Genomic DNA, 21,646 nt, shown 5'->3' with positions numbered 1-21,646 from the left:
CGCGAAGCGGCCATTCACTACAAACCGCTAAGCCCGACTGCGCAACCACTGCAAAAACCCCTTCTTCTCCACCACCTTCGGCGTTTCCTGGGTCAACGTCTGTGCCTTGTGCAAACGGAAATCCAGCAACGCCCTCATCGCTTCGCCGATGTCATGCCGCGCATCCAGGCACGGTTTGAGGTAGTCCTTTTCGATCCGGTACAGGCTGCAGGCGGTCTTGGCGCTGAAGTCCGCCGGCAGCGCCGTGTCCGACAAGATCCCGCCCTCGCCGATCACCTCGCCCGGCCCCATGCGCCCGGACTCGAACTTGCCCCCGGCGCGGCTCAGCGCCACCGAGACCACGCCGGATTCGATGATGAACAGATGATCGCTGACCTCCCCCGCCGGCAGGATCATTTCCCCGGCGCGGAAGTTTTGCAGGGTCATGTGCTGGCTGAAGGTTTCTTTTTCTTCCTGACGCAAAGTCGAGAAGATCGCCGAGCTTTCCAGCAACGCCCGTGGCCGCGACAGGTTCACCGGTGCATTCGATTCGACGCTGGACAACAGGCTCACGCCCGACGCTTGCAAGTGCCGGAACGCCAGATCGAACAGCAGATTGCGCACCATGCGCTTCTGGTCCATCGAGACCACGAAGCCGCTGATTTCGTATTCCACGCCGGTGGCGCTCGAACCTTTGAGCGCGACACACGGCGCTGGCTTGGCCAGCAGGTATCGGCACCCCTCCATCGCCCGCTCCAGCGCATCGATCACCGTTTGCGGACGGGCGTGCGGGCTCAACTGCAAGCTGATCGACACGCCGAAAATGTCGCTCGGCCGGCTGAAGTTGATGATCTTGGCCTTGGCCGCCAGCGAGTTGGGGATCACCGCCATGCTGCCCTGGGACGTTTGCAGGCGCGTGGCACGCCAATCGATGTCGGTGACCCGACCTTCGGTGCCGTCGATAGAGATCCAGTCATCCAGTTGATAGGGTTTGGTGGTGTTGAGGACGATCCCCGAGAACACGTCGCTGAGGGTGCTTTGCAACGCCAGGCCGACGATGATCGCCAACGCGCCGGACGTCGCCAGCACGCCTTTGACCGGCAGGTCGAGCACGTACGCCAGGGCCGCGATGATCGCGATCAGGAAAATCACCGCGCCCAGCAAATCCTGGAGCAGGCGACCGGTGTGCCCGACCCGTTGCATCATCCCTGCGCCGATCAACACCGTCAGGGTGCGCGCGCCGAACAGCCACCAGCCAATCTGCAAGCCGGTCGCCGCCAGGTGCAACGGCACGTTGTCCGCCCAGGGCGCGGGCTCCAGAGGGTTCAGGCCTTCGTTGAACAACAGGATGCTGAACAACGTGAAAATCAGCAGCCGCACCAACAGTTTCCAGTTGCTGCCACTAGCACTGATCAAGCGCCACAGCCCCAGATCGATGATGATCAGGATCAGGGCACAGACCAGCGGGTGATTGGTAAGCAGTGACAGCATCAAGCAACTCCAGCCATGTACGGATGGGCACAGTGTAGGAGCAAACGCAGTCGTTGGAACAACACAAAACACTGTAGGAGCCGGCTTGCCGGCGATGACGGTTTCAAGATCGCCATCGCCGGCAAGCCGGCTCCTACAGAGAACGTGTGATGTTATTTGCTATTGGTCAGCGTGTTGTAGCTGGTCATCAGGTTGCGGTAGTCCGGGATGTGGTTGGAGAACAGGGTCGCCAGGCCTTCCACGTCGTTGCGCCAGTCGCGATGCAGCTCGCAGGCCAGGCCGAACCAGGTCATCAGTTGCGCGCCGGAGGACGACATGCGGTCCCAGGCCGATTGGCGGGTCAGCTCGTTGAACGTGCCGGAAGCGTCCGTCACCACAAACACGTCAAAACCTTCCGCCAGTGCCGACAGCGCCGGGAATGCCACGCACACCTCGGTCACCACGCCAGCGATGATCAGTTGCTTCTTGCCGGTGGCCTTGATCGCCTTGACGAAGTCTTCGTTGTCCCAGGCATTGATCTGGCCAGGACGGGCAATGTAAGGCGCATCCGGAAACAGCGCTTTGAGCTCGGGCACCAGCGGGCCGTTGGGGCCGGTTTCGAAACTGGTGGTGAGGATGGTCGGCAATTTGAAGTACTTGGCCAGGTCGGCCAGGGCCAGCACGTTGTTCTTGAAACGGTCCGGTTCGATGTCCCGCACCAGGGACAGCAGGCCAGCCTGATGATCCACCAACAGAACGGCGGCGTTATCCTTGTCGAGACGTTTGTAAGAAGTAGTCATGGGGTCATCCTCGGTTTTAATCGATGCCGAACAGTTCGGCGTGGGGGTGTTTTGATTGATCATTCAGACGCGGCCAGACAAGCGTAGTCAGTCAAGCCTGGCGCGGTGCAACCATCTATCCGTGTATCAACCGCTCATCCGTCCAAACCGGCCCGATTGAAAATCGGCAAAGGCCTGGTGAATCTCTTGCTCGCTGTTCATCACGAACGGGCCGTGGCCGACGATGGGTTCGTCGATCGGCTCGCCGCTGAGCAGCAACACGACGGCGTCGTTATTGGCTTCCAGGCTGAGCTGGTGGCCGTTGCGTTCGAACAACGCCAGCTGCCCTTCGCGCACCAGTTCCAGGCCGTTGACCTGAACCGTGCCACGCAGCACCACCAGTGCGGTGTTGCGACCTTCATGCAGATCGAGGGTCAGCAACTTGCCGCCGTTGAGGCGCAAGTCCCAGACATCGACCGGGGTGAATGTCCGCGCCGGGCCGGTGTGGCCGTCGAATTCGCCAGCGATCAGGCGCAGGCTGCCGGCCTCGTCCTTGAGCGGGATGCTCGGAATGTCGCCGTCGAGAATCGTCTGGTAACCAGCGTCGGCCATTTTGTCTTTAGCCGGCAGGTTGACCCACAGCTGGACCATTTCCAGGGTGCCGCCCGTTTTGGCGAAGCCTTCGGAGTGGAACTCTTCGTGGAGAATCCCCGAGGCGGCAGTCATCCATTGCACATCGCCCGGGCCGATCTTGCCGCCGCTGCCGGTGGAGTCGCGGTGCTCCAGTTCGCCCTTATAAACGATAGTCACGGTTTCGAAACCGCGGTGCGGATGCTGACCAACGCCACGACGCTCGGTGGTCGGGGTGAATTCAGCAGGGCCGGCGTGATCCAGCAGCAAAAACGGGCTGATGTGTTTGCCCAGGTTGTCGTAGGAAAACAGCGTACGAACCGGAAAACCGTCGCCAACCCAATGGGTCCGTGGGCTGGTGTAGATGCCGATGATGTTTTTCATGCTGCCTCCGAAATCTGTGGTTTGACGCGATGGACAAAGCTTAAAACCGAACCCTTTGGTACGCTAGACTGCAAAAATCAGCCTTAGCGTTCTATATGGAGAACGATGGTGGAAGACCTCAACACCCTCTACTACTTCACCCAAGTGGTGGAACATCAGGGTTTCGCTGCGGCCGGGCGGGCGCTGGACATGCCCAAATCGAAGCTCAGCCGACGCATCGCCGAGCTCGAAGAGCGCCTCGGTGTACGTCTGTTGCACCGCACCAGCCGGCATTGTTCGCTGACCGAAATCGGCCAGGCGTATTACCAGCGTTGCCTGGCCATGCGCGTGGAAGCGGAAAGCGCCGCCGAACTGATCGAGCGCAACCGCTCCGAACCGCAAGGCCTGGTGCGCATCAGTTGCCCGACCGCGTTGCTCAACTCCTGGGTCGGGCCGATGCTGACCCGCTACATGCTCAAATACCCACTGGTGGAGTTGTTCATCGAGAGCACCAACCGCCGGGTCGACCTGATCCACGAGGGATTCGACATCGCCTTACGCGTGCGCTTTCCGCCGCTGGAGAACACCGACATGGTGATGAAGGTGCTGGGCAACAGTACCCAATGCCTGGTGGGCAGCCCGGCCTTTGCCGAACGCTTGTCGACGCCCGCCTCCCCGGCCGACCTCAGCGGTTTGCCCAGCGTGCATTGGGGCGCGGCGCAGCGTGAATATCAGTGGGAATTATTCGGTGCGAACGGCGCCAGCGCGCTGATTCGACACGCGCCACGCATGGTCACCGATGACTTGCTGGCCCTGCGTCACGCGGTGCTCGCGGGGATTGGCGTCGCGCACCTGCCCAGCGTGGTGGTGCGCGATGACATTGCCGCCGGACGCCTCGTCGAACTGGTGCCGGGCTGGGCGCCCAAGTGCGGGATCGTCCATGCAATTTTCCCCTCTCGCCGTGGGTTGCTGCCGTCGGTGCGGACGTTGATTGACTTTCTCGGTGAGGAATTCACCCACAGCGACATCGCCTAGCCCTTTTTTTGCCGACACGGACGAACCTGTAGGAGCGAGCTTGCTCGCGAAAAACGTGAGAGCTCCGCGGGGTGTCAGACTGGCTGCGTTACCGTTGACCTCCATCGCGAGCAGGCTCGCTCCTACAGGGCCGATGAGTGGGGGCTGGCGGAGTTTTTATTTCGGACATAATATCAGCCAAGATTACAACCATAATATCCGCGCCCGTCCGAGGACACTGAACATGCAAAGCCCCAACCGAGAAGCCACCCTCGCCCAATGGATCGTTCAGGAAGACGCCATGCGCGCACGTCTGGCCGGGCCCGGCAGCCTGTCGCTGGCCGAGGTCAGCGCGCTGTCGCCGGCCGAGTTCTTCGAGGGCATCGGCAACGGTGAACTGCCCTCGCCGCCGATTGGCACGCTGATGGACTTCATCCCTATCGAATGGTCGGCCGGGCTGTTCATCTTCCAGGGCACGCCGGACGCCCGGCATTACAACCCGCTGGGCAGCGTGCATGGTGGCTATGCGGCGACCTTGCTGGATTCGTGCATGGGCTGCGCGATTCATACGCAGCTGAAAAAGGGCCAAGGGTATACGACGCTGGATCTGCGCATCAGTTATGTCCGCGCGTTGACCGGCGCCAGCGGACCGGTGCGGGCCGAGGGCAAGATTGTGCACCTGGGGCGTTCGACGGCGCTGGCCGAGGGGCGGATTTATGATGTGGATGGGCGGTTGTATGCGACGGGGTCGACCACCTGCATGATTCTTGAGGCTCGGGGGTAAGGTTTTAGACCGAGTCGTTGCCTTCGCGGGCAAGCCTCGCTCCTACAGAAACAGTGTACCCCCCTGTAGGAGCGAGGCTTGCCCGCGAAGGGGCCAGACCGGACACCATCAATTTCGCAGACATCCCACTATTCATGACTTGCGGTAAACATTGCTTTGCCCATCCAGCGGTTTTTCTCAAGGATGCAGGCACGGATACTCGTGCCCATTCCCACTGCAACCCCTGGAGTCATTGATGTCTATTCCCGCATTCGGTCTTGGTACGTTTCGCTTGCAAGGCCAGGTGGTCATTGATTCGGTGAGCACTGGCCTGGAACTGGGCTACCGCGCCATCGATACCGCGCAAATCTACGAGAACGAAGCCGAGGTCGGCGAGGCCATCGCGGCCAGCGGCATTGCCCGTGAAGAGCTGTTCATCACCAGCAAGATCTGGGTCGCCAACTTCGCCAAGGACCGCTTGATCGACAGCCTCAAAGAGAGCCTGCAAAAACTGCAGACCGACTACCTCGACCTGACACTGATCCACTGGCCATCGCCGGAAAACCAGGTGCCGGTCGAAGAATTCATGGGCGCGTTGCTCGAAGCCAAAAAACTCGGATTGACCCGGCAGATTGGCGTCTCCAACTTCACCGTCGACCTGATGAAGCAAGCCATCGCCGCCATCGGTGCCGAGCACATCGCCACCAACCAGATCGAATTGCACCCGTACCTGCAAAACCGCAAGGTCGTCGAGTTCGCGCAGAACCAGGATATCCAGATCACCTCCTACATGACCCTGGCATACGGCGAAGTGCTGAAAGACCCGGTCATCCAGCAGATTGCCGAGCGTCTGCAAGCAACGCCTGCGCAAGTCACCCTGGCCTGGGCCATGCAATCGGGTTACGCGGTGATCCCGTCGTCGACCAAGCGCGCCAACCTGGAAAGCAACCTCAAGGCCTGCGCCCTGACCCTGAGCGACGCCGACATGGCGTTGATCGCCGGCCTTGAACGCGCCCACCGCCTGACCAGCCCCAAAGGCATCGCGCCGAACTGGGATTAAGCGTCAACCCTGCGCCAGGCGTCGGTCGAGGCACGTCATGGCCTGCAGCAACTGAACGACGGCTTCGTCGATCAGCCCTGCACGGCCATCACCGCAGGCACGCTCGAGGTCCTCGCAGCATTTGACCAGACCGTCCGCCCGTACCATCAGCGCCCCGCCCTTGATGCGGTGCGCCAACTTACGCAGGGCATGCTGTTCGCCACTGGCGTGGGCCTTGAGCAACTCATCCCGATCCGTGCGATTGGTCGCGGCCAGGTCGCTCAACAGTTGATTGATCAGCTCGTCGTCCTTGCCGACGTAGCGCTCCAGACCGCTCAAGTCGATGTCGGCGGTTGAGGGTGTTTCGAGGGGCGGCACCGGTGATCCATCGGCAAACCTGGACGCCAACCAGACGCCCAGATCCGCCAGGCGGATCGGTTTGAACAGGCAGTCGTCCATCCCCGCTTCCAGGCAACGGGCCTTCTCCTCGGGCTGCGCATTGGCGGTCAACCCCAGAATCAGGATCGGTTGCAATCCCTGAGTCCGCTCTTCATCGCGGATGGCCCCGGCCAACTCATAACCGCTGAGCACCGGCATGTTGCAGTCGGTAATCAGCACTTCAACATCATACTCGCGCCATCGATCAAGACCTTGCTGGCCATCCTCGGCGTCCATCACCCGGTGGCCCAGGTAGCTCAACTGCCGTGAGAGCAGCAATCGATTGGCCGGGTAATCATCGACCACCAGAATGGTCAGCGGCCGGGTCTGAGCCTGTTCCTCAAGGTCAGGTAACTCACTGGACGGCAACGGTTGCAACGCGGGCAGATCCAGACAGACATCAATCCGCGTGCCCTTCCCCAACACGCTGGCAAGCTGCAATTGACCGCCCATCATTTCGCACAACGTGCGGCTGATCACCAGCCCCAGACCCGAGCCGTTTCGACCTGTTTGCTGGCTGTTTTGCGCCTGCACAAACGGGCTGAACAGTCGCTGCCGATCGATCTCGCTGATACCGATGCCGGTGTCTTCAATGCGCACCGAGACCGCCAGTTGCCCGGCCGCACGGGGCTCGACCCGCAGCGTCAGGCGCACTTCACCTTCTTGGGTGAACTTGATCGCGTTGCTCAGCAGATTGGACAGCACCTGCTTGAAGCGCGTGGGGTCGATCAACACGTCGGCGTCGCTGTGCTCGCCCAGGTCGACGCGCCACTCCAGGTTCTTCTGCCGGGCCAGGCCTTCAAACACCCGGCACACCGATTCGACCAGCGTGCGCAGGTTGGCCCGTTCCGGCGTCAGGGACAAATGCCCGGACTCGATGCGGGCGATGTCCAGGATGTCGCCAATCAACGCCAGCAATTGTTGCCCGGCATTGGCCGCCACCTCGATTGCCGGCCGGTCGGTGACGCCTTCATCCGCTCGCTTCAGCGCCAGTTCGAGCATGCCAAGCAGCGCATTCATCGGCGTGCGGATCTCATGGCTCATGGTCGCCAGAAACGTGGTCTTGGCACGGTTCGCCTCATCCGCCGCGTCCTTGGCGTCCTGCAGTTGACTGAGCAATTGCTGACGCAGGCGGATTTGCCGGCGCTGCCAGGCGATCCAGGCCAGCGCCAGCAACAGCAAGGCGCCGGCACCGACAAAGGCCTGGAGAATGTCCTGCCGGTGACGCAGCCAGAAGCTCTGTTCAACCATCAGGTCATTGCGCCAATAACCGGTCATTTCATCGATTTCTTCAGGGGAGATACTCAGCAGCGCCTTGTCCAGGATCGAATGCAGCTCAACGGCCTCGCGACCGGTCGCCAGGGTGCTGCGGGCCGGATCGGTGCCGACGGTGCTGGTCACTTGCAGGCGGTCGCGGTATTGCCGGGAAATCATGATCCGGGCACCGATCAACGAGTTGATGGCGCCGTCCGTCCTGCCCTGGGCGACCATTTCCATCCCGTCTGCGGTCAACGGCGCAGTAACCAGTTCGACCTGCGGGAAATGCTGGCGAATGAATTCGCCGGCACTGTTGCCCTGGGTGATGGCCAGTTTTTTTCCCGCCATCTCATCCAGTGTCTGCGGGCTGTCGGATGCGATGCGGGTCACCAGCACATTCGGGCTGGTCAGAAACGGCCGGGTAAATCGCAGTTCTGTTTCACGCTCAATGCTGGGGCTGATCCCGGCGACCACGTCAACATGACCGCTCCTGATCCACTCGAACAATTCAGCCACTGACCGGGTTGGCTGAATGTCGAATTTCAAGCCTGTACGCAAACTGATTTTCGCCAGCACATCGATGCTGATGCCCCGGTAATTGCCCCCGTCATCGACGAAGGAAATCGGCATGAGGTTTTGGTTGATCGCCACTCGCACGCGTGGATGATTATTGAGCCAGCGTTGCTCGGCGACACTGAAGTGCAGGGCTTGCGTACCGGCAATGGAAGCCCCGCTGCCGCCCCATCGCCGCAGGATATTCATTCGTTCATTGGTCGGGATCGCCGCCAGCGCCCGGTTGACGATGCGTTGCAACTGGAGGTTGTCGAGGTTCATCGCAAACGCAAAACGCCCGGACTCCATACGGGAAAAATCCGCCAGTTGAACGTTGTTGAGGTAATTTTTGCTGATCAGGTGATTGACGCTGATGGCGTCCCCCAGATAGGCGTCCGACTGACCAAACGCAACGGCGCCCACCGCGCCCAGCGTTGAAGGGAACAGCTGCACATTCGCCTTGGGATAAAAAGCCTGCACTTGTTGCTCGGGCAAATAGTGGTACAGCATCGCCAGCCGTTTACCGGCAAGGTCCGGGTCCAGTGGCTGGGATGAATCGGTGCGCGTGACCAGCACCGGTTGATCATCGGCATAGGCACTGGACATCCGCAGTTGTGGATCCTCGACCTCATAACGGTTGGCCGTTCCCAACAGGTCAGCCGCGCCGTCCTTGATCGCACGCACCGCCTCGTCCCGCGATGCGTAGCGGTGAACATCGATCTCCACGCTCAATAGCTGTTTGAGCAGCCCGGCATAGTCAGCCGTCAGCCCTTCGTAGTCGGTGCCGGTGGTGGTGATGTCGAAGGGCGGATAATCCGGCGCCGAGACGGCCAGTACCAGCCGGCCTTTCTGGCGCAGCACACGCGAATCGGCATCCGACAGTTTGACGTCGTAGCCGTCGACGCTGGAGCGTCCGAGCAGGGTCAGTGATTGCGGTTGGGCATAGGCAGTCGATACCCACAAACAGACCGGGAGTACGAGGGATATCAGCCAACGCAATTGCCGAGAGGTACTCACTCAAATCAGACCGTTACGCTGGGCGGTCTCTCTCAAGTGAACCTTGGATTCCACATTGAGTTTTTCCGTCAAACGGGTTTTGTAGGTGCTGATGGTCTTGTGGCTCAGGTTCAAGAGTTTGGCGATTTCCTTGTTGCTTAATCCCTCGGCCAGGTACCGGAATATGGTCAGTTCACGGTCGGAGAGCTTGTCGATCCTCTCCATCTCGCTGAGTTGCATTGTGCTCAACGACACCGAACTCGACGGCAACTTGGCGAAATAGGTGTAACCGGCCATCACCGCCAGCACTGCCTCGTGCAAATGCTTCAAGTCGTTGGCCTTGGAAACATAAGCCCTGGCGCTGGCACGCATGCAGCGGTCCTGATAAAACCTTGGATCTTGCCCGGTGAAAACCAGTACTCGACAACGCTCGTCACTGGCCTGAATGCGGGCCAACACTTCCAGCCCGCCGAGACGGGGCATCATCAGATCCAGCACCACCAGATCGGGTTGATGCTTACGGATCGCTGAAAAGACCTCGTTGCCGTTGGATACCTTATGAATCAGTTTGAATCCCAGCTGTGTAAGCAGCATCGCGACTGCAGTGCACACCACCGGATGATCGTCTGCTATTACCGCTGACTTCATGGCAACTCCCTGTGCAGATACAAGACGATTGGGTAATGAATGCCCATGGGGCAGCCCCCGGCTACACGCAGCAGCTGCGCGAAGACTCTTGCACGGAAACACGTGCCCGACTACCTGACAGAAATGACAGTACCGACGAACGGTAGCTGTGGATCAACGGTCGCCATCAGCCGTTGAATGCACGCCAGATCGGGTAACGCAGCATCACTCACCTGAACCTTTTGCTGCCCGCAAGCCGGGGTCGGCGGCCCGTCATAGATCAAGGCGTGGTGAACCTGTGGGTGATCGAGGAAGAAGTCGCGCAGGTCCAGTACCCCGTCCGCCAACGCGGCATTGATGACCACCAGGTCGAAAGGCACGCCGCCGTACTCGGTCAGGGTCAGCAGTTCGGCAAGGTTTTGCACGGGGGCCACGCGGTAATAATCGAGCCGGTTGAACAGGCGCTCGATTCTCATCCGCTGAAAATGCTGCTCGTCGGCAATCAGGATACGTAACGCTTTGTTCGGCAACCGGGGCCCCCAGGAGGGTTTCAGATTCGTGAGGCCGCAAGGCTACGGAAGAGCCAACGAGCTTTCTGTAGGACTATTCCTAAAACCCGAGACATTTATTCCGTTGCCAGAGCGGATTCAACGCTATTCCGTCGTACTCGGACTCCAGAACGCCTGCACCACCAGCGTCGATGTCGAAATCCGCGCCACCAGCGCATCCAGTTCGTCGCCGTCCACGGACGTCGTCGCGAGGGTCGCCTCCACTTCGATTTCATCTGCGCCGAACGCGTGTACATCAACATCGCTCGCCGGGTAATTGCTGCGCTCAAGTTCCGCTTCCAGCAGCGCCAGCACGGCTTTTTGTTGTGAACGTCGAGCGATCACGTAAACGATGTTGGTGACTTCAGCCGAAATCACATCCAGCGGCTGACGGTTGATGTTGTTGACGATCGGCCGCAGCAAGGTATTGGCCGCGAGTACGAACAGCGTACCGAGCAAGGCCTCCAGGACCAGATCGGCCCCTGCGCAGGCACCGACCGCCGCCGAGGCCCACAGCGTTGCCGCGGTGTTGAGGCCACGCACGTTGCCCTCTTCGCGCATGATCACCCCGGCACCGAGGAAGCCGATGCCGGAGACCACGTAGGCGACCACCCGCACCGCGCCTTCGGCCCCGCCGAGGCGGTTGGCCATGTCGACGAAAATCGCCGCCCCCACCGCGACCAGCACGTTGGTGCGCAAGCCGGCGGTGCGTTGGCGGTATTGACGCTCAAAGCCGATCAGGCCACCGAGGATGAAGGCCGCGCTGAGGCTGACCAGGGTGTCGACCAGGGAGGTGAGGTTGATGTTGTTGAGTGCTTGCATGATGAATCCTTTGAAAAACACACGATCCCCTGTGGGAGCGAGCCGGCTCCGGGCGGCGTTCCGACGATGACGGTGGTACATCCAACATTAAAGTGGCTGATCTACCGCTATCGCGAGCAGGCTCGCTCCTACATCTGGCAGCATTACTGCCAGCCAAACCGGCGGATGTAGAAGCCCTTCACCGCCTGGGTGAGCGCCATGTACGCCAGCAGAATCACCGGCAAAAACACAAAGTACAGCGACGGCAGCGCCTGCAATTTGAAGTAGTGCGCCAAGGGCCCCATCGGCAGGAAAATCCCCACGGCCATGATGATTCCGGTCATCACCAGCAGCGGCATGGCGGCGCGGCTTTGCAGGAACGGAATCTTCGGTGTGCGAATCATGTGCACGATCAGCGTCTGGGTCAGCAGCCCGACCACGAACCAGCCGGACTGGAACAGGGTCTGGTGGTCCGGGGTATTGGCGTCGAACACGTACCACATCAAGGCAAACGTGGTGATGTCGAAGATCGAACTGATCGGGCCAAAGAACAGCATGAAACGCCCGACATCCGCCGGTTGCCAGCGTTGCGGTTGCTTGAGCATTTCTTCGTCGACGTTATCGAACGGGATGGCGATCTGCGAAATGTCATAGAGCAGGTTCTGCACCAGCAGGTGCATCGGCAGCATCGGCAGGAACGGGATGAACGCGCTGGCCACCAGCACCGAGAACACGTTGCCGAAGTTCGAACTCGCGGTCATCTTGATGTACTTGAGCATGTTGGCGAAGGTCCGCCGCCCCTCCAGCACGCCCTCCTCCAGGACCATCAGGCTTTTCTCCAGCAGGATGATGTCCGCCGCTTCCTTGGCGATGTCCACGGCGCTGTCCACCGAAATGCCGATGTCGGCGGTGCGCAGCGCCGGGGCGTCGTTGATGCCATCGCCCATGAACCCGACCACATGGCCGTTGCCTTTGAGCAGACGGACGATGCGTTCCTTGTGCGACGGTGTCAGTTTGGCGAAGACGTTGGTGGTCTCCACGGCCACCGCCAGTTCGGCGTCGGTCATGCGCTCGATGTCGTTGCCCATCAACAGGCCTTGCTGCTCCAGGCCGACTTCGCGGCAGATCTTCGCGGTCACCAGTTCGTTGTCGCCGGTCAGCACTTTCACTGCCACGCCATGCGCGGCCAGCGCTTTCAGGGCCGGTGCGGTGCTTTCCTTCGGTGGATCGAGAAACGCCACGTAGCCGATCAGCGTCAGTGCCTGCTCGTCCGCCAGGCTGTAAGTCTCGCGCCCCTCGATCATCGGCCGCGCGGCAACCGCCACCACCCGCAGCCCCTCGGCATTGAACGAGGCGGTGACCTGACGAATCCGCGCCAGCAGTTCATCGCTCAGTGCTTCATCGCGTTCGCCGTGACGCACCCGCGTGCACACCGCCAGCACCTCTTCCACCGCACCTTTGCAGATCAACAGATGCGGTTGACCACGCTCGGCAACCACCACCGACATGCGCCGCCGGGTGAAGTCGAACGGGATCTCGTCGACTTTGTGAAACGCCGTGCCGACTTTCAGTTCACGGTGGATTTCGACGTGTTCGAGCACTGCCACGTCCAGCAGGTTTTTCAGGCCGGTCTGGTAGTAGCTGTTGAGGTAGGCCATTTCCAGCACGTCGTCGGAGTCGTTGCCCCAGACGTCGACGTTGCGCGCCAGAAAGATTTTGTCCTGGGTCAGGGTGCCGGTCTTGTCCGTGCACAGCACGTCCATGGCGCCGAAGTTCTGGATCGCGTCGAGGCGCTTGACGATGACTTTTTTGCGCGACAGGAACACCGCCCCTTTCGCCAGCGTCGAGGTGACGATCATCGGCAGCATTTCCGGGGTCAGGCCCACGGCAATCGACAGTGCGAACAGCAGCGCTTCGGTCCAGTCGCCTTTGGTGAACCCATTGATGAACAGCACCAGCGGCGCCATGACGAACATGAAGCGGATCAGCAACCAGCTGACTTTGTTGACCCCGGTCTGGAACGACGTCGGCGCGCGATCGGTGGCGCCGACCCGCTGGGCCAATGCGCCAAAATAGGTGCTGTTGCCCGTGGTCAGAATCACCGCGATCGCCGTGCCGGACACGACGTTGGTGCCCATGAACAGGATGTTGTCCAGGTCCAGCGGATTGCTGGTGTCGCTGTCCTGCTGGTGGCGGAATTTTTCCACCGGCATCGATTCGCCGGTCATCGCCGCCTGGCTGACGAACAGGTCCTTGGCGCTGAGCACCCGGCAATCGGCGGGAATCATGTCGCCGGCCGAGAGCACGATCAGATCGCCCGGCACCAGTTGTTTGATGGGGACTTCGGTGCGCAGGGCATCACGACGCATCACCGTGGCGGTGTTGCTGACCATCGCCTTGAGCGCGTCGGCCGCCTGGTTGGATTTGGTTTCCTGCCAGAAGCGCAGCAAGGTCGAGAGCACCACCATCGAGAAAATCACGATGGCGGCTTTCATGTCCTCGGTCAGCCACGAGATGACCGCGAGCAATGTCAGCAGCAGGTTGAACGGGTTTTTGTAGCAGTGCCACAGGTGAGTCCACCACGGCAGCGGTTGCTCGTGCTCGACTTCGTTGAGGCCGAATTGCACGCGCAGTGCATCGGCTTCGGCTTCGCTCAGGCCATCGGTGTGGCTGCCGAGGTTGTGCAGCAGTTGGCCGGTGTCGCTGTTGGCGGCGCTCACCAGAGTTTGCGCCAAGGTGGGCGGCACCTCGCGGCTGACCGTGGTGTCGGTGAAGGTTTCCAGCAGCGCCAGGCGACGGAAGTGTCGGGCGATGTGACGGGTGCGCAGGAATCCGGCAAAGAATTCTTTGAGCAGGTTCAGGTTCATGGCAGTTCCCCCAGGGTCAGCCGGGAAACCTTCCAGCAGGCGTGTCGGTGCACCGCGATGACGACAAAAAGTCGAACATCACGCACGGTTCAGCGTCGATGAGAGGACGTCGGGACACGGACCAGGACTGGCCGCGATCGGGATGCCGCTGCTCGCTATCAGGCGAGACAACGGCACAAAAAGTTGCGCGTTATCTTGCCGGGTTGTTGCCGGTTATCGAAACCGGCCGACTACTGTCACTCGAACAAGTACCCACTGTGGGTCTCCGCTATTGATGAAAACGCGCGAAGCTTACGCCCCGATTTCTGGAGAGTAAACGATGCATTGGCAAGTCGTCGGGGAATTGCCGGGATCTTCAGGAAGGGTTCAGGATTAGGCATTTTTGGTGTCTTTGAGGACGCCATCGCCGGCAAGCCGGCTCCTACAGGGGAATGCGATCAACTGTAGGAGCCGGCTTGCCGGCGATGGCGGCGTGACAGACGCCGAAGGTTTTAGCTGGCAGTCGCGAGCAGCAAATCCACCACCGAACGGCCATGCCCACGGTGCTTGCCATGCTCATACAAAGACCCGGCAATCTCATCCGCGCGAATCGGCAGGATCGACAACAGGGTGTCGCTCAAACCATGGCTCGCCTGGCAGAAGCCCTGCATGTAGATGCCGGCCTTGCAGCGCTCGTCGGTGATCAGCTTGTAGTTGCGGTCCACCTCGAAATCACCGAGGTACTGCTCCAGCGGAGCCAGCAGTTTGCGGTGCATCTGACGCTCATAACCGGTGGCCAGTACCACCGCGTCGTAATGCCGAACCGTGACTTCACCGGTGGCGTTGTTGCGCACTGCCAGTTCGATGCCGCGCTCGGTGGCGGTGGCTTTTTCAATAGTGGTCAGGGTGCGGAAGGCATGACGGGCGATGCCCGAGACTTTCTGGCGATAGAAGATCCCGTAGATGCGTTCGATCAGGTCTATGTCCACCACCGAATAGTTGGTGTTGTGGTACTCGTTGACCAGACGCTCGCGCTCGCTGCTCGCCTGCTGGAACACCAGGTCGGTGAACTCCGGCGAGAACACTTCGTTGACGAACGGGCTGTCGTCCGCCGGTTTCAGCGCCGAGCCGCGCAGGATCATGTCGACCTGCACCGAGGGGAAGCTGTCGTTCAAATCGATGAAGGCTTCCGCCGCGCTCTGCCCACCACCGATGATCGCAATGCTCATCGGTTGATTGTTCACGCACGGCTGCTTGGCCATCTGCGCCAGGTACTGCGAATGGTGGAACACCCGACCGTCATCCTTCAGCGCCTTGAACGCTTCGGGAATGCGCGGCGTACCACCGGCGCTGACCACCACCGAACGAGCGGTGCGCACGTGTTGCTGGCCCTGGGTATCGCGGGAGATCACGCGCAACGCTTCGACCTGCTGGTTGTGCAGCACCGGCTCGATGGTCAGCACTTCTTCGCCGTAACGGCTCTGCTCGGCGAATTGCCCGGCGACCCAGCACAGGTAGTCGTTGTATTCCATGCGGCACGGATAGAAGGTGCCGAGGTTGATGAAATCCACCAGACGACCGTGGTGCTTGAGGTAGTTGACGAAGGAATACGGGCTGGTCGGGTTGCGCAGGGTCACCAGATCCTTGAGGAAGGAAATCTGCAATTCGCTCTGGGTCACCAGGGTGTTGCCGTGCCAGCGATAGTCCGCCTGCTTGTCGAGAAACAGTACATCCAGCTCGCCCTGGCTCGGCCCGCGCTCTTGCAGTGCGATGGCCAGCGCCAGGTTCGAAGGGCCGAAACCGACGCCGATCAGGTCGTGAACGATGGGCGATGCAATTGCCTGTGTCATTTCCAGTGTCCTCTGGATGAACCCCTCAACAGTGGGGCGTAAGCCTAAGTGACCTGACCAGCCTTGAGCAGGACAGCAGGTCGTCTGTTGATAGGGAACGAGGACAATGAAACAAAATTTAATATTGTTTTTTTACCCACCGGAGAAGATCAGTGGGCATCCCACTGGCGCATCCGCACGCGGCAATGCTTCATCGCATTGACGATGTGCTTCTCGACCAGCGCCCGGGAAATCCCCAGGCGTTCGGCGATTTCCGGGTGCGACAGGCCATCGATCTTGCGCAGCAGGAAACTCTCGCGGCACAGCCGTGGCAACTCCGCCAGGGCACGCTGGAGCATTTCCAGGCGTTGGCCGTGGTCGAGGCTGTTGTGCGGGGACGGGGTGAAATAGCGTTCTTCGTTGTCGAGCACTTCCAGCGATTCGACCTGACGCAAGGCATTGCGCCGATGGTCGTCGATCACCAGGTTGAGCGCGGTGCGATAAAGGAATGCCCGGGGCTGCTCGATCGGCGTGTCGCTGGAACGTTCCAGAACCCGCACATAAGCGTCATGCACCACATCTTCGGCCACCTGACGGTTGCCCAGCTTGGCGTTGAGGAAACACACCAGCTCGCGATAGTAGTTTTCCAACCATGACTCCCGGCCGCAGGGGTGCGGTTTCTTTCCTTGAGCCACCGCAACGACCGCCGAAATGGGCAGTGGCACGATAGTGGCAGTTCGAGGTGCGTAATTTATAGTAATTCTCATATAGATTTAAAGTATTGCTTCATCTTGCCCGACAAATAGTCTTGAACATGTGGGAGCGGGCTTGCTCGCGAATGCGGTGTGTCATTAAGCAAATTCGTTTACTGACACTCCGCATTCGCGAGCAAGCCCGCTCCCACATTTGATTGTGTCCGCGCCTAAATTCCTCGGCTCTTTCCTCGTATAAAGGACAGCTCCCCGTCTCTGTCGGCTTCCCGACAGCGTTCAACTGTTGCCGGATTTTGTGCGCAGGCTGAGCGACGGGCCGATATCCATTGGCCGGAACCCTGCATGAAACGTCCCCGACACACCCGACGCGCCCTGCTTGTAGCACTTTGTCTGATCCCCGTTATCGCCGTGGCTGCCTGGCAGGTCATCCCGCCCGGCCGAGACAAATTCGCCACCGTACAAGTCAGTCGGGGTGACATCGAAAGCAGCGTCACGGCGCTGGGCACCCTGCAACCTCGACGCTACGTCGACGTCGGTGCGCAGGCGTCCGGGCAGATCCAGAAGATCCATGTGGAAGTCGGTGATGTGATCAAGGAAGGCCAGTTGCTGGTGGAAATCGATCCGTCCACGCAACAGGCCAAACTCGACGCCGGGCGTTTTTCCGTGGAAAACCTCAAGGCACAACTCGAGGAACAACGGGCACAGCACGAGCTGGCCCGGCAAAAGTTCCAGCGCCAGCAGAACCTCAAGGCCGGCGGCGCCACCCGCGAAGAAGACGTACAAACTGCCCAGGCAGAGCTGCGCGCCACCCAGGCGCGCATCGACATGTTCCAGGCGCAGATCCGCCAGGCCCAGGCCAGCCTGCGCAGCGATCAGGCCGAGCTCGGTTACACGCGCATTTACGCGCCGATGTCCGGCACCGTGGTCGCACTCGACGCACGGGTCGGCCAGACCCTCAACGCGCAACAGCAAACTCCGCTGATTCTGCGCATCGCCAAGTTGTCGCCGATGACGGTCTGGGCCGAAGTCTCGGAAGCCGACATCGGTCACGTCAAACCCGGCATGACGGCCTGGTTCACCACCCTCAGCGGTGGCAAGCGGCGCTGGAGTAGCACCGTGCGGCAAATCCTGCCGGTGCCGCCCAAGCCTCTGGACCAGACCAGCCAGGGCGGTGGCAGCCCGACCAGTTCGAGCAAAAGCGGCAGCGCTCGCGTGGTGCTGTACACCGTGCTGCTCGACGTCGATAACGCCGACAACGCACTGATGGCGGAAATGACCACACAAGTGTTCTTCGTGTCCGACCAGGCGAAAGACGTGCTCACCGCGCCTATCGCCGCGTTGCAAGGCGGCACGCAACCGAACATCCAGACCGCGCAGGTCGTCGCCAAAAACGGCCGCATCGAGCAACGCGAGGTGCGCACCGGCATCAGCGACCGCCTGCGGGTGCAAATCTTCGACGGCTTGCAGGAAGGCGATCACCTGTTGATCGGCCCGGTCGACGGGAGTGGCGGCTAGATGCAGACGCCCCTGATCGACCTGCAGGACATCCGCAAATCCTACGGCGGCGGCGATTCACCTGAAGTCCACGTGCTGCGCGGCATCGACCTGTCGATCCATGCCGGGGAGTTCGTGGCGATTGTCGGCGCGTCCGGTTCCGGCAAGTCGACGCTGATGAACATCCTCGGTTGCCTCGACCGCCCGACGTCCGGCGAATACCGCTTCGCCGGGGAGAACGTCGCCGGGCTCGACAGCGATGAACTGGCCTGGCTGCGCCGCGAAGCCTTCGGTTTTGTGTTCCAGGGCTATCACCTGATTCCGTCCGGCTCGGCCCAGGAAAACGTCGAGATGCCGGCGATCTACGCAGGCACCCCGGCCGCCGAACGCCACGCCCGCGCTGCCGCCCTGCTCGACCGCCTCGGCCTCGCCTCGCGCACCGGCAACCGCCCGCACCAACTCTCCGGCGGCCAGCAACAACGCGTATCCATCGCCCGCGCCTTGATGAACGGCGGCCACATCATCCTCGCCGACGAACCCACCGGCGCCCTCGACAGCCACAGCGGCGCCGAGGTGATGACGTTGCTGGATGAACTGGCGAGCCAGGGCCACGTGGTGATCCTCATCACCCACGACCGCGAAGTCGCGGCCCGGGCCAAACGCATCATCGAAATCCGCGACGGGCTGATCATCAGCGACAGCGCCCACGACAACCCCGACGTACAAACCTCGGCCAACCCCGGCGCCCTGCAAGCCGTGGATTTGCGCAAGCGCCTGAGCGAAGGCGCCGAGGCCACGGGAGCCTGGAAAGGCGAGTTGGTGGACGCGGTACACGCCGCGTGGCGGGTGATGTGGATCAACAAGTTTCGCACCGCGCTGACACTGCTCGGGATCATCATCGGCGTTGCGTCGGTGGTGGTGATGCTCGCCGTCGGTGAAGGCAGCAAGCGTCAGGTCATGGCGCAGATGGGCGCGTTCGGCTCGAACATCATTTACCTCAGCGGCTCGGCACCGAACCCGCGAACACCGCTGGGCATCATCACCCTCGATGACGTCGCGGCGGTCGGCAGCCTGCCGCAGGTGACGCGCATCATGCCGGTCAACGGCCAGGAGGCCGGGGTGCGCTTCGGCAACCTCGACCACTTGAGCTACGTTGGCGGCAACGACACCAATTTCCCGGCGATCTTCAATTGGCCGGTGGTGGAAGGCAGCTATTTCACCCAGGACGATGAACGCAACGCGGCGGCCGTCGCAGTGATCGGGCACAAGGTGCGGAGCAAATTGCTCAAGGACGTGGCCAACCCGATCGGCCAGTACATCCTGATCGAAAACGTGCCGTTCCAGGTGGTTGGCGTGCTTGCGGAAAAAGGTGCCAGCTCCGGTGACAGCGACAGCGACGACCGCATCGCCATCCCGTATTCCGCCGCGAGTGTGCGGCTGTTCGGCACCCACAACCCCGAGTACGTGGCCATCGCCGCGGCCGATGCGCGCAAGGTCAAGGAGACGGAAACCGCCATCGAGCAGTTGATGTTGCGCCTGCACGACGGCAAAAAGGATTTCGAACTGACCAACAACGCCGCAATGATTCAGGCCGAAGCGCGCACGCAAAATACCCTGTCGCTGATGCTCGGTTCGATCGCCGCGATTTCGCTGTTGGTGGGCGGGATTGGCGTGATGAACATCATGCTCATGACTGTGCGCGAACGCACCCGCGAGATCGGCATCCGCATGGCCACCGGCGCCCGCCAGCGCGACATCCTGCGGCAGTTCCTCACCGAAGCGGTGATGCTCTCGGTGGTCGGCGGCCTCGCTGGCATTGCCCTGGCGCTGATCGTCGGCGGCGTGCTGATTCTCAGCGAAGTGGCCGTCGCGTTCTCTTTGATAGCGGTACTCGGTGCCTTCGGCTGCGCCCTGGTCACCGGTGTTGTCTTCGGCTTCATGCCGGCCCGCAAAGCTGCCCGGCTCGACCCGGTCACGGCCCTTACCAGTGAATGATCGATCTATGAAAGCGCCACTCAGCCTGTTGACCCTCTGCGTGTTGCTCAGCGCGTGCGCCAACCCGGACTCGCGCCCGGACAGTGGCCTGCAACCGCCGCCCTCCTGGCAGTCGGCACACCATGAAAACGCCTTGATGCAGAACGCCCAGTGGTGGACGCACTTTGGCAGCCCGCAGCTCGATCAACTGATTGAACAGGCCCGCGTCGGCAGTTATGACCTGGCGGCGGCACTGGCCCGGGTGCGACAAGCCCAAGCCACCACCGTGATCGCCGGCGGTTCGCTGTTGCCGGAAGTGAAAGCTGCGGGGAACGCCAATCGCCAGAAGCTGATGCGCGGCAACGGCTACAGCCAACTGGACGCCGACAACAGCAACAAGGCGGTGGATTACTTCGACGCCAGCCTCAGCGCCAGTTATGAAATCGATTTCTGGGGCGGCCAGCGCGCCTCCCGTGACAGCGCGCAATTCGGCCTGCGAGCCAGTGAGTTCGATCGCGATACGGTTGAGTTGACGCTGCTCAGTGCGGTCGCCAGCACCTACGCGCAAGCGTTGTCATTGCAGGAACAGCACCGTATCGCGCAGCTCAATCTGGCGAACGCACAAAAGGTTTTGAACCTGGTACAAACCCGCTTCGACTCAGGTTCTGCCACGGCACTGGAACTGGCCCAGCAAAAAAGCCTGGTGGCCGCGCAACAACGGCAGCTGCCGCTGGTGCAGCAACAAGCCGAAGAAGCGCGGATCACCCTCGCCGCCCTCCTCGGCCGTCCGGTTCAGGAGCTGAAGCTCGACGATCAGCGCTTCGACCAGCTCAGTTGGCCGGTCATCGGTGCGGGCGTGCCCAGCGAGTTGCTCAACCGTCGCCCGGACATCGCTCGCGCCGAAGCGCAGCTGGCAGCCGCACGCGCCGATGTGACCGTGGCCCGGGCGAAAATGCTGCCCACCGTGACATTGAGTGCCCAGATCGGTTCTGGCGCCGACACGTTCAGCGATGTGCTGCGCAGCCCGTTCTACAACCTCACCGCCGGATTGGTCGCGCCGATTTTCAACAACGGTCGCCTGAGCGCCGAACGTGATAAAGCCACGGCGCGCCAGGAAGAACTGCTGGAAACCTACCGTGGCGCGATCATCAACGGCTTTGCCGACGTGGAAAAAGCCCTGACCGGCATTCGCGGACTGGACGCCCAGCGCCAATGGCAAAGTGAAGAATTGAATCAGGCGCAAACGGCTTTCGACATTGCGCAAAGCCGCTATCAGGCCGGGGCCGAGGATTTGCTGACGGTGATGGAGACCCAGCGCACGCTGTATGCCGCGCAGGATTTGAATGTGCAGCTGCGGTTGGCGAGGTTGCAGGCGAGTGTTGCGTTGTACAAGGCGCTTGGGGGTGGGTGGCAGGTGTTGTGATTTGCAGCGATCTCAGAATGGCCATCGCGAGCAGGCTCGCTCCCACATTGGATCTATGGCGAACACATTATGTGTGAACACCCGAGATCAACTGTGGGAGCGAGCCTGCTC

At 61.1% G+C, this 21,646-nt stretch carries 16 protein-coding genes; 6 read left to right on the top strand and 10 right to left on the bottom strand.

All coding sequences use genetic code 11. The features are described from left to right. Positions 1-27: 27 nt before the first annotated feature. The 3 genes from J4E42_RS20515 to J4E42_RS20505 all read right to left on the bottom strand — a co-directional run bounded on the left by J4E42_RS20515 (position 28) and on the right by J4E42_RS20505 (position 3,242). The gene (locus tag J4E42_RS20515; protein WP_207286038.1) at positions 28-1,470 is read right to left on the bottom strand and encodes a mechanosensitive ion channel domain-containing protein; all 1,443 of its coding nucleotides are present in this window, start codon (positions 1,468-1,470) and stop codon (positions 28-30) included. Positions 1,471-1,622: 152 nt separating this feature from the next. Continuing rightward, on the bottom strand, positions 1,623-2,249 hold the full coding sequence (ycaC, locus tag J4E42_RS20510; RefSeq protein ID WP_008032356.1) for an isochorismate family cysteine hydrolase YcaC: 627 nt from the start codon (positions 2,247-2,249) through the stop codon (positions 1,623-1,625). A 126-nt stretch (positions 2,250-2,375) separates the two neighbouring features. Then, the gene (locus tag J4E42_RS20505) at positions 2,376-3,242 is read right to left on the bottom strand and encodes a pirin family protein (protein WP_192228887.1); all 867 of its coding nucleotides are present in this window, start codon (positions 3,240-3,242) and stop codon (positions 2,376-2,378) included. Between the two features lie 105 nt (positions 3,243-3,347). Here J4E42_RS20505 and J4E42_RS20500 point away from each other — a divergent pair, with 105 nt between their 5' ends. The 3 genes from J4E42_RS20500 (at position 3,348) to dkgB (ending at position 6,058) form a co-directional block, all read left to right on the top strand. Further along, positions 3,348-4,256: a LysR substrate-binding domain-containing protein gene (locus tag J4E42_RS20500; protein WP_008032353.1), complete on the top strand. Its 909-nt coding sequence runs from the start codon at positions 3,348-3,350 to the stop codon at positions 4,254-4,256. Between the two features lie 223 nt (positions 4,257-4,479). Further along, positions 4,480-5,019, top strand: a complete 540-nt coding sequence (locus J4E42_RS20495) for a PaaI family thioesterase (protein WP_008032351.1) — start codon at positions 4,480-4,482, stop codon at positions 5,017-5,019. A gap of 235 nt (positions 5,020-5,254) precedes the next feature. Next, positions 5,255-6,058 (top strand): 2,5-didehydrogluconate reductase DkgB, encoded by an 804-nt coding sequence (gene dkgB / locus J4E42_RS20490; RefSeq protein WP_207286037.1) that lies wholly within the window; start codon positions 5,255-5,257, stop codon positions 6,056-6,058. A gap of 3 nt (positions 6,059-6,061) precedes the next feature. On the opposite strand, the gene J4E42_RS20485 is transcribed toward dkgB, so the two are convergent. From J4E42_RS20485 to J4E42_RS20455, 7 genes are all read right to left on the bottom strand, one after another. Continuing rightward, a complete protein-coding gene (locus J4E42_RS20485) occupies positions 6,062-9,301 on the bottom strand; it encodes a transporter substrate-binding domain-containing protein (protein ID WP_207286036.1) in 3,240 nt (1,079 codons plus the stop codon). Then, positions 9,302-9,928 (bottom strand): response regulator transcription factor, encoded by a 627-nt coding sequence (locus J4E42_RS20480; protein WP_008039990.1) that lies wholly within the window; start codon positions 9,926-9,928, stop codon positions 9,302-9,304. A 110-nt stretch (positions 9,929-10,038) separates the two neighbouring features. Further along, a complete protein-coding gene (locus J4E42_RS20475) occupies positions 10,039-10,437 on the bottom strand; it encodes a chemotaxis protein CheY (protein WP_207286035.1) in 399 nt (132 codons plus the stop codon). 123 nt (positions 10,438-10,560) lie between these two features. Beyond that, positions 10,561-11,277 (bottom strand): MgtC/SapB family protein, encoded by a 717-nt coding sequence (locus J4E42_RS20470; protein ID WP_008032341.1) that lies wholly within the window; start codon positions 11,275-11,277, stop codon positions 10,561-10,563. Positions 11,278-11,420: 143 nt separating this feature from the next. Beyond that, positions 11,421-14,123 carry a magnesium-translocating P-type ATPase gene (mgtA, locus tag J4E42_RS20465; protein WP_207286034.1) on the bottom strand — a complete coding sequence of 901 codons (2,703 nt, stop codon included), beginning with the start codon at positions 14,121-14,123 and terminating at the stop codon, positions 11,421-11,423. 491 nt (positions 14,124-14,614) lie between these two features. Beyond that, positions 14,615-15,952, bottom strand: a complete 1,338-nt coding sequence (locus tag J4E42_RS20460) for a lysine N(6)-hydroxylase/L-ornithine N(5)-oxygenase family protein (RefSeq protein ID WP_008032337.1) — start codon at positions 15,950-15,952, stop codon at positions 14,615-14,617. 149 nt (positions 15,953-16,101) lie between these two features. After that, positions 16,102-16,581, bottom strand: a complete 480-nt coding sequence (locus J4E42_RS20455) for a sigma-70 family RNA polymerase sigma factor (protein ID WP_008032335.1) — start codon at positions 16,579-16,581, stop codon at positions 16,102-16,104. Positions 16,582-16,986: 405 nt separating this feature from the next. On the opposite strand from J4E42_RS20455, the gene J4E42_RS20450 reads away from it, so the two are divergent. The 3 genes from J4E42_RS20450 to J4E42_RS20440 are packed head-to-tail and all read left to right on the top strand — an operon-like array spanning position 16,987 to position 21,535. Then, the gene (locus J4E42_RS20450) at positions 16,987-18,159 is read left to right on the top strand and encodes an efflux RND transporter periplasmic adaptor subunit (RefSeq protein ID WP_207286033.1); all 1,173 of its coding nucleotides are present in this window, start codon (positions 16,987-16,989) and stop codon (positions 18,157-18,159) included. Continuing rightward, complete coding sequence (locus tag J4E42_RS20445; protein ID WP_207286032.1) at positions 18,160-20,133, top strand: MacB family efflux pump subunit; 1,974 nt, start codon at positions 18,160-18,162, stop codon at positions 20,131-20,133. A 7-nt stretch (positions 20,134-20,140) separates the two neighbouring features. Beyond that, positions 20,141-21,535: an efflux transporter outer membrane subunit gene (locus J4E42_RS20440; RefSeq protein ID WP_207286031.1), complete on the top strand. Its 1,395-nt coding sequence runs from the start codon at positions 20,141-20,143 to the stop codon at positions 21,533-21,535. Positions 21,536-21,646: the final 111 nt, after the last annotated feature.

The organism is Pseudomonas sp. FW300-N2A2, from assembly GCF_017351735.1.
GTDB classification, from domain to species: domain Bacteria; phylum Pseudomonadota; class Gammaproteobacteria; order Pseudomonadales; family Pseudomonadaceae; genus Aquipseudomonas; species Aquipseudomonas migulae.
The sequence above is the reverse complement of the archived record's forward strand: the minus strand, read 5'-3'. Positions and strand labels throughout refer to the sequence as shown.

What these genes read in the sequence shown, in the direction of transcription:
- ycaC (WP_008032356.1), bottom strand. Translation starts at nt 2,249, where the DNA reads ATGACTACTTCTTACAAACGTCTCGACAAGGATAACGCCGCCGTTCTG.
- J4E42_RS20440 (WP_207286031.1), top strand. Translation starts at nt 20,141, where the DNA reads ATGAAAGCGCCACTCAGCCTGTTGACCCTCTGCGTGTTGCTCAGCGCG.
- J4E42_RS20445 (WP_207286032.1), top strand. Translation starts at nt 18,160, where the DNA reads ATGCAGACGCCCCTGATCGACCTGCAGGACATCCGCAAATCCTACGGC.
- mgtA (WP_207286034.1), bottom strand. Translation starts at nt 14,123, where the DNA reads ATGAACCTGAACCTGCTCAAAGAATTCTTTGCCGGATTCCTGCGCACC.
- J4E42_RS20515 (WP_207286038.1), bottom strand. Translation starts at nt 1,470, where the DNA reads ATGCTGTCACTGCTTACCAATCACCCGCTGGTCTGTGCCCTGATCCTG.
- J4E42_RS20480 (WP_008039990.1), bottom strand. Translation starts at nt 9,928, where the DNA reads ATGAAGTCAGCGGTAATAGCAGACGATCATCCGGTGGTGTGCACTGCA.
- J4E42_RS20450 (WP_207286033.1), top strand. Translation starts at nt 16,987, where the DNA reads ATGAAACGTCCCCGACACACCCGACGCGCCCTGCTTGTAGCACTTTGT.
- J4E42_RS20470 (WP_008032341.1), bottom strand. Translation starts at nt 11,277, where the DNA reads ATGCAAGCACTCAACAACATCAACCTCACCTCCCTGGTCGACACCCTG.
- J4E42_RS20495 (WP_008032351.1), top strand. Translation starts at nt 4,480, where the DNA reads ATGCAAAGCCCCAACCGAGAAGCCACCCTCGCCCAATGGATCGTTCAG.
- J4E42_RS20500 (WP_008032353.1), top strand. Translation starts at nt 3,348, where the DNA reads ATGGTGGAAGACCTCAACACCCTCTACTACTTCACCCAAGTGGTGGAA.
- dkgB (WP_207286037.1), top strand. Translation starts at nt 5,255, where the DNA reads ATGTCTATTCCCGCATTCGGTCTTGGTACGTTTCGCTTGCAAGGCCAG.
- J4E42_RS20460 (WP_008032337.1), bottom strand. Translation starts at nt 15,952, where the DNA reads ATGACACAGGCAATTGCATCGCCCATCGTTCACGACCTGATCGGCGTC.
- J4E42_RS20505 (WP_192228887.1), bottom strand. Translation starts at nt 3,242, where the DNA reads ATGAAAAACATCATCGGCATCTACACCAGCCCACGGACCCATTGGGTT.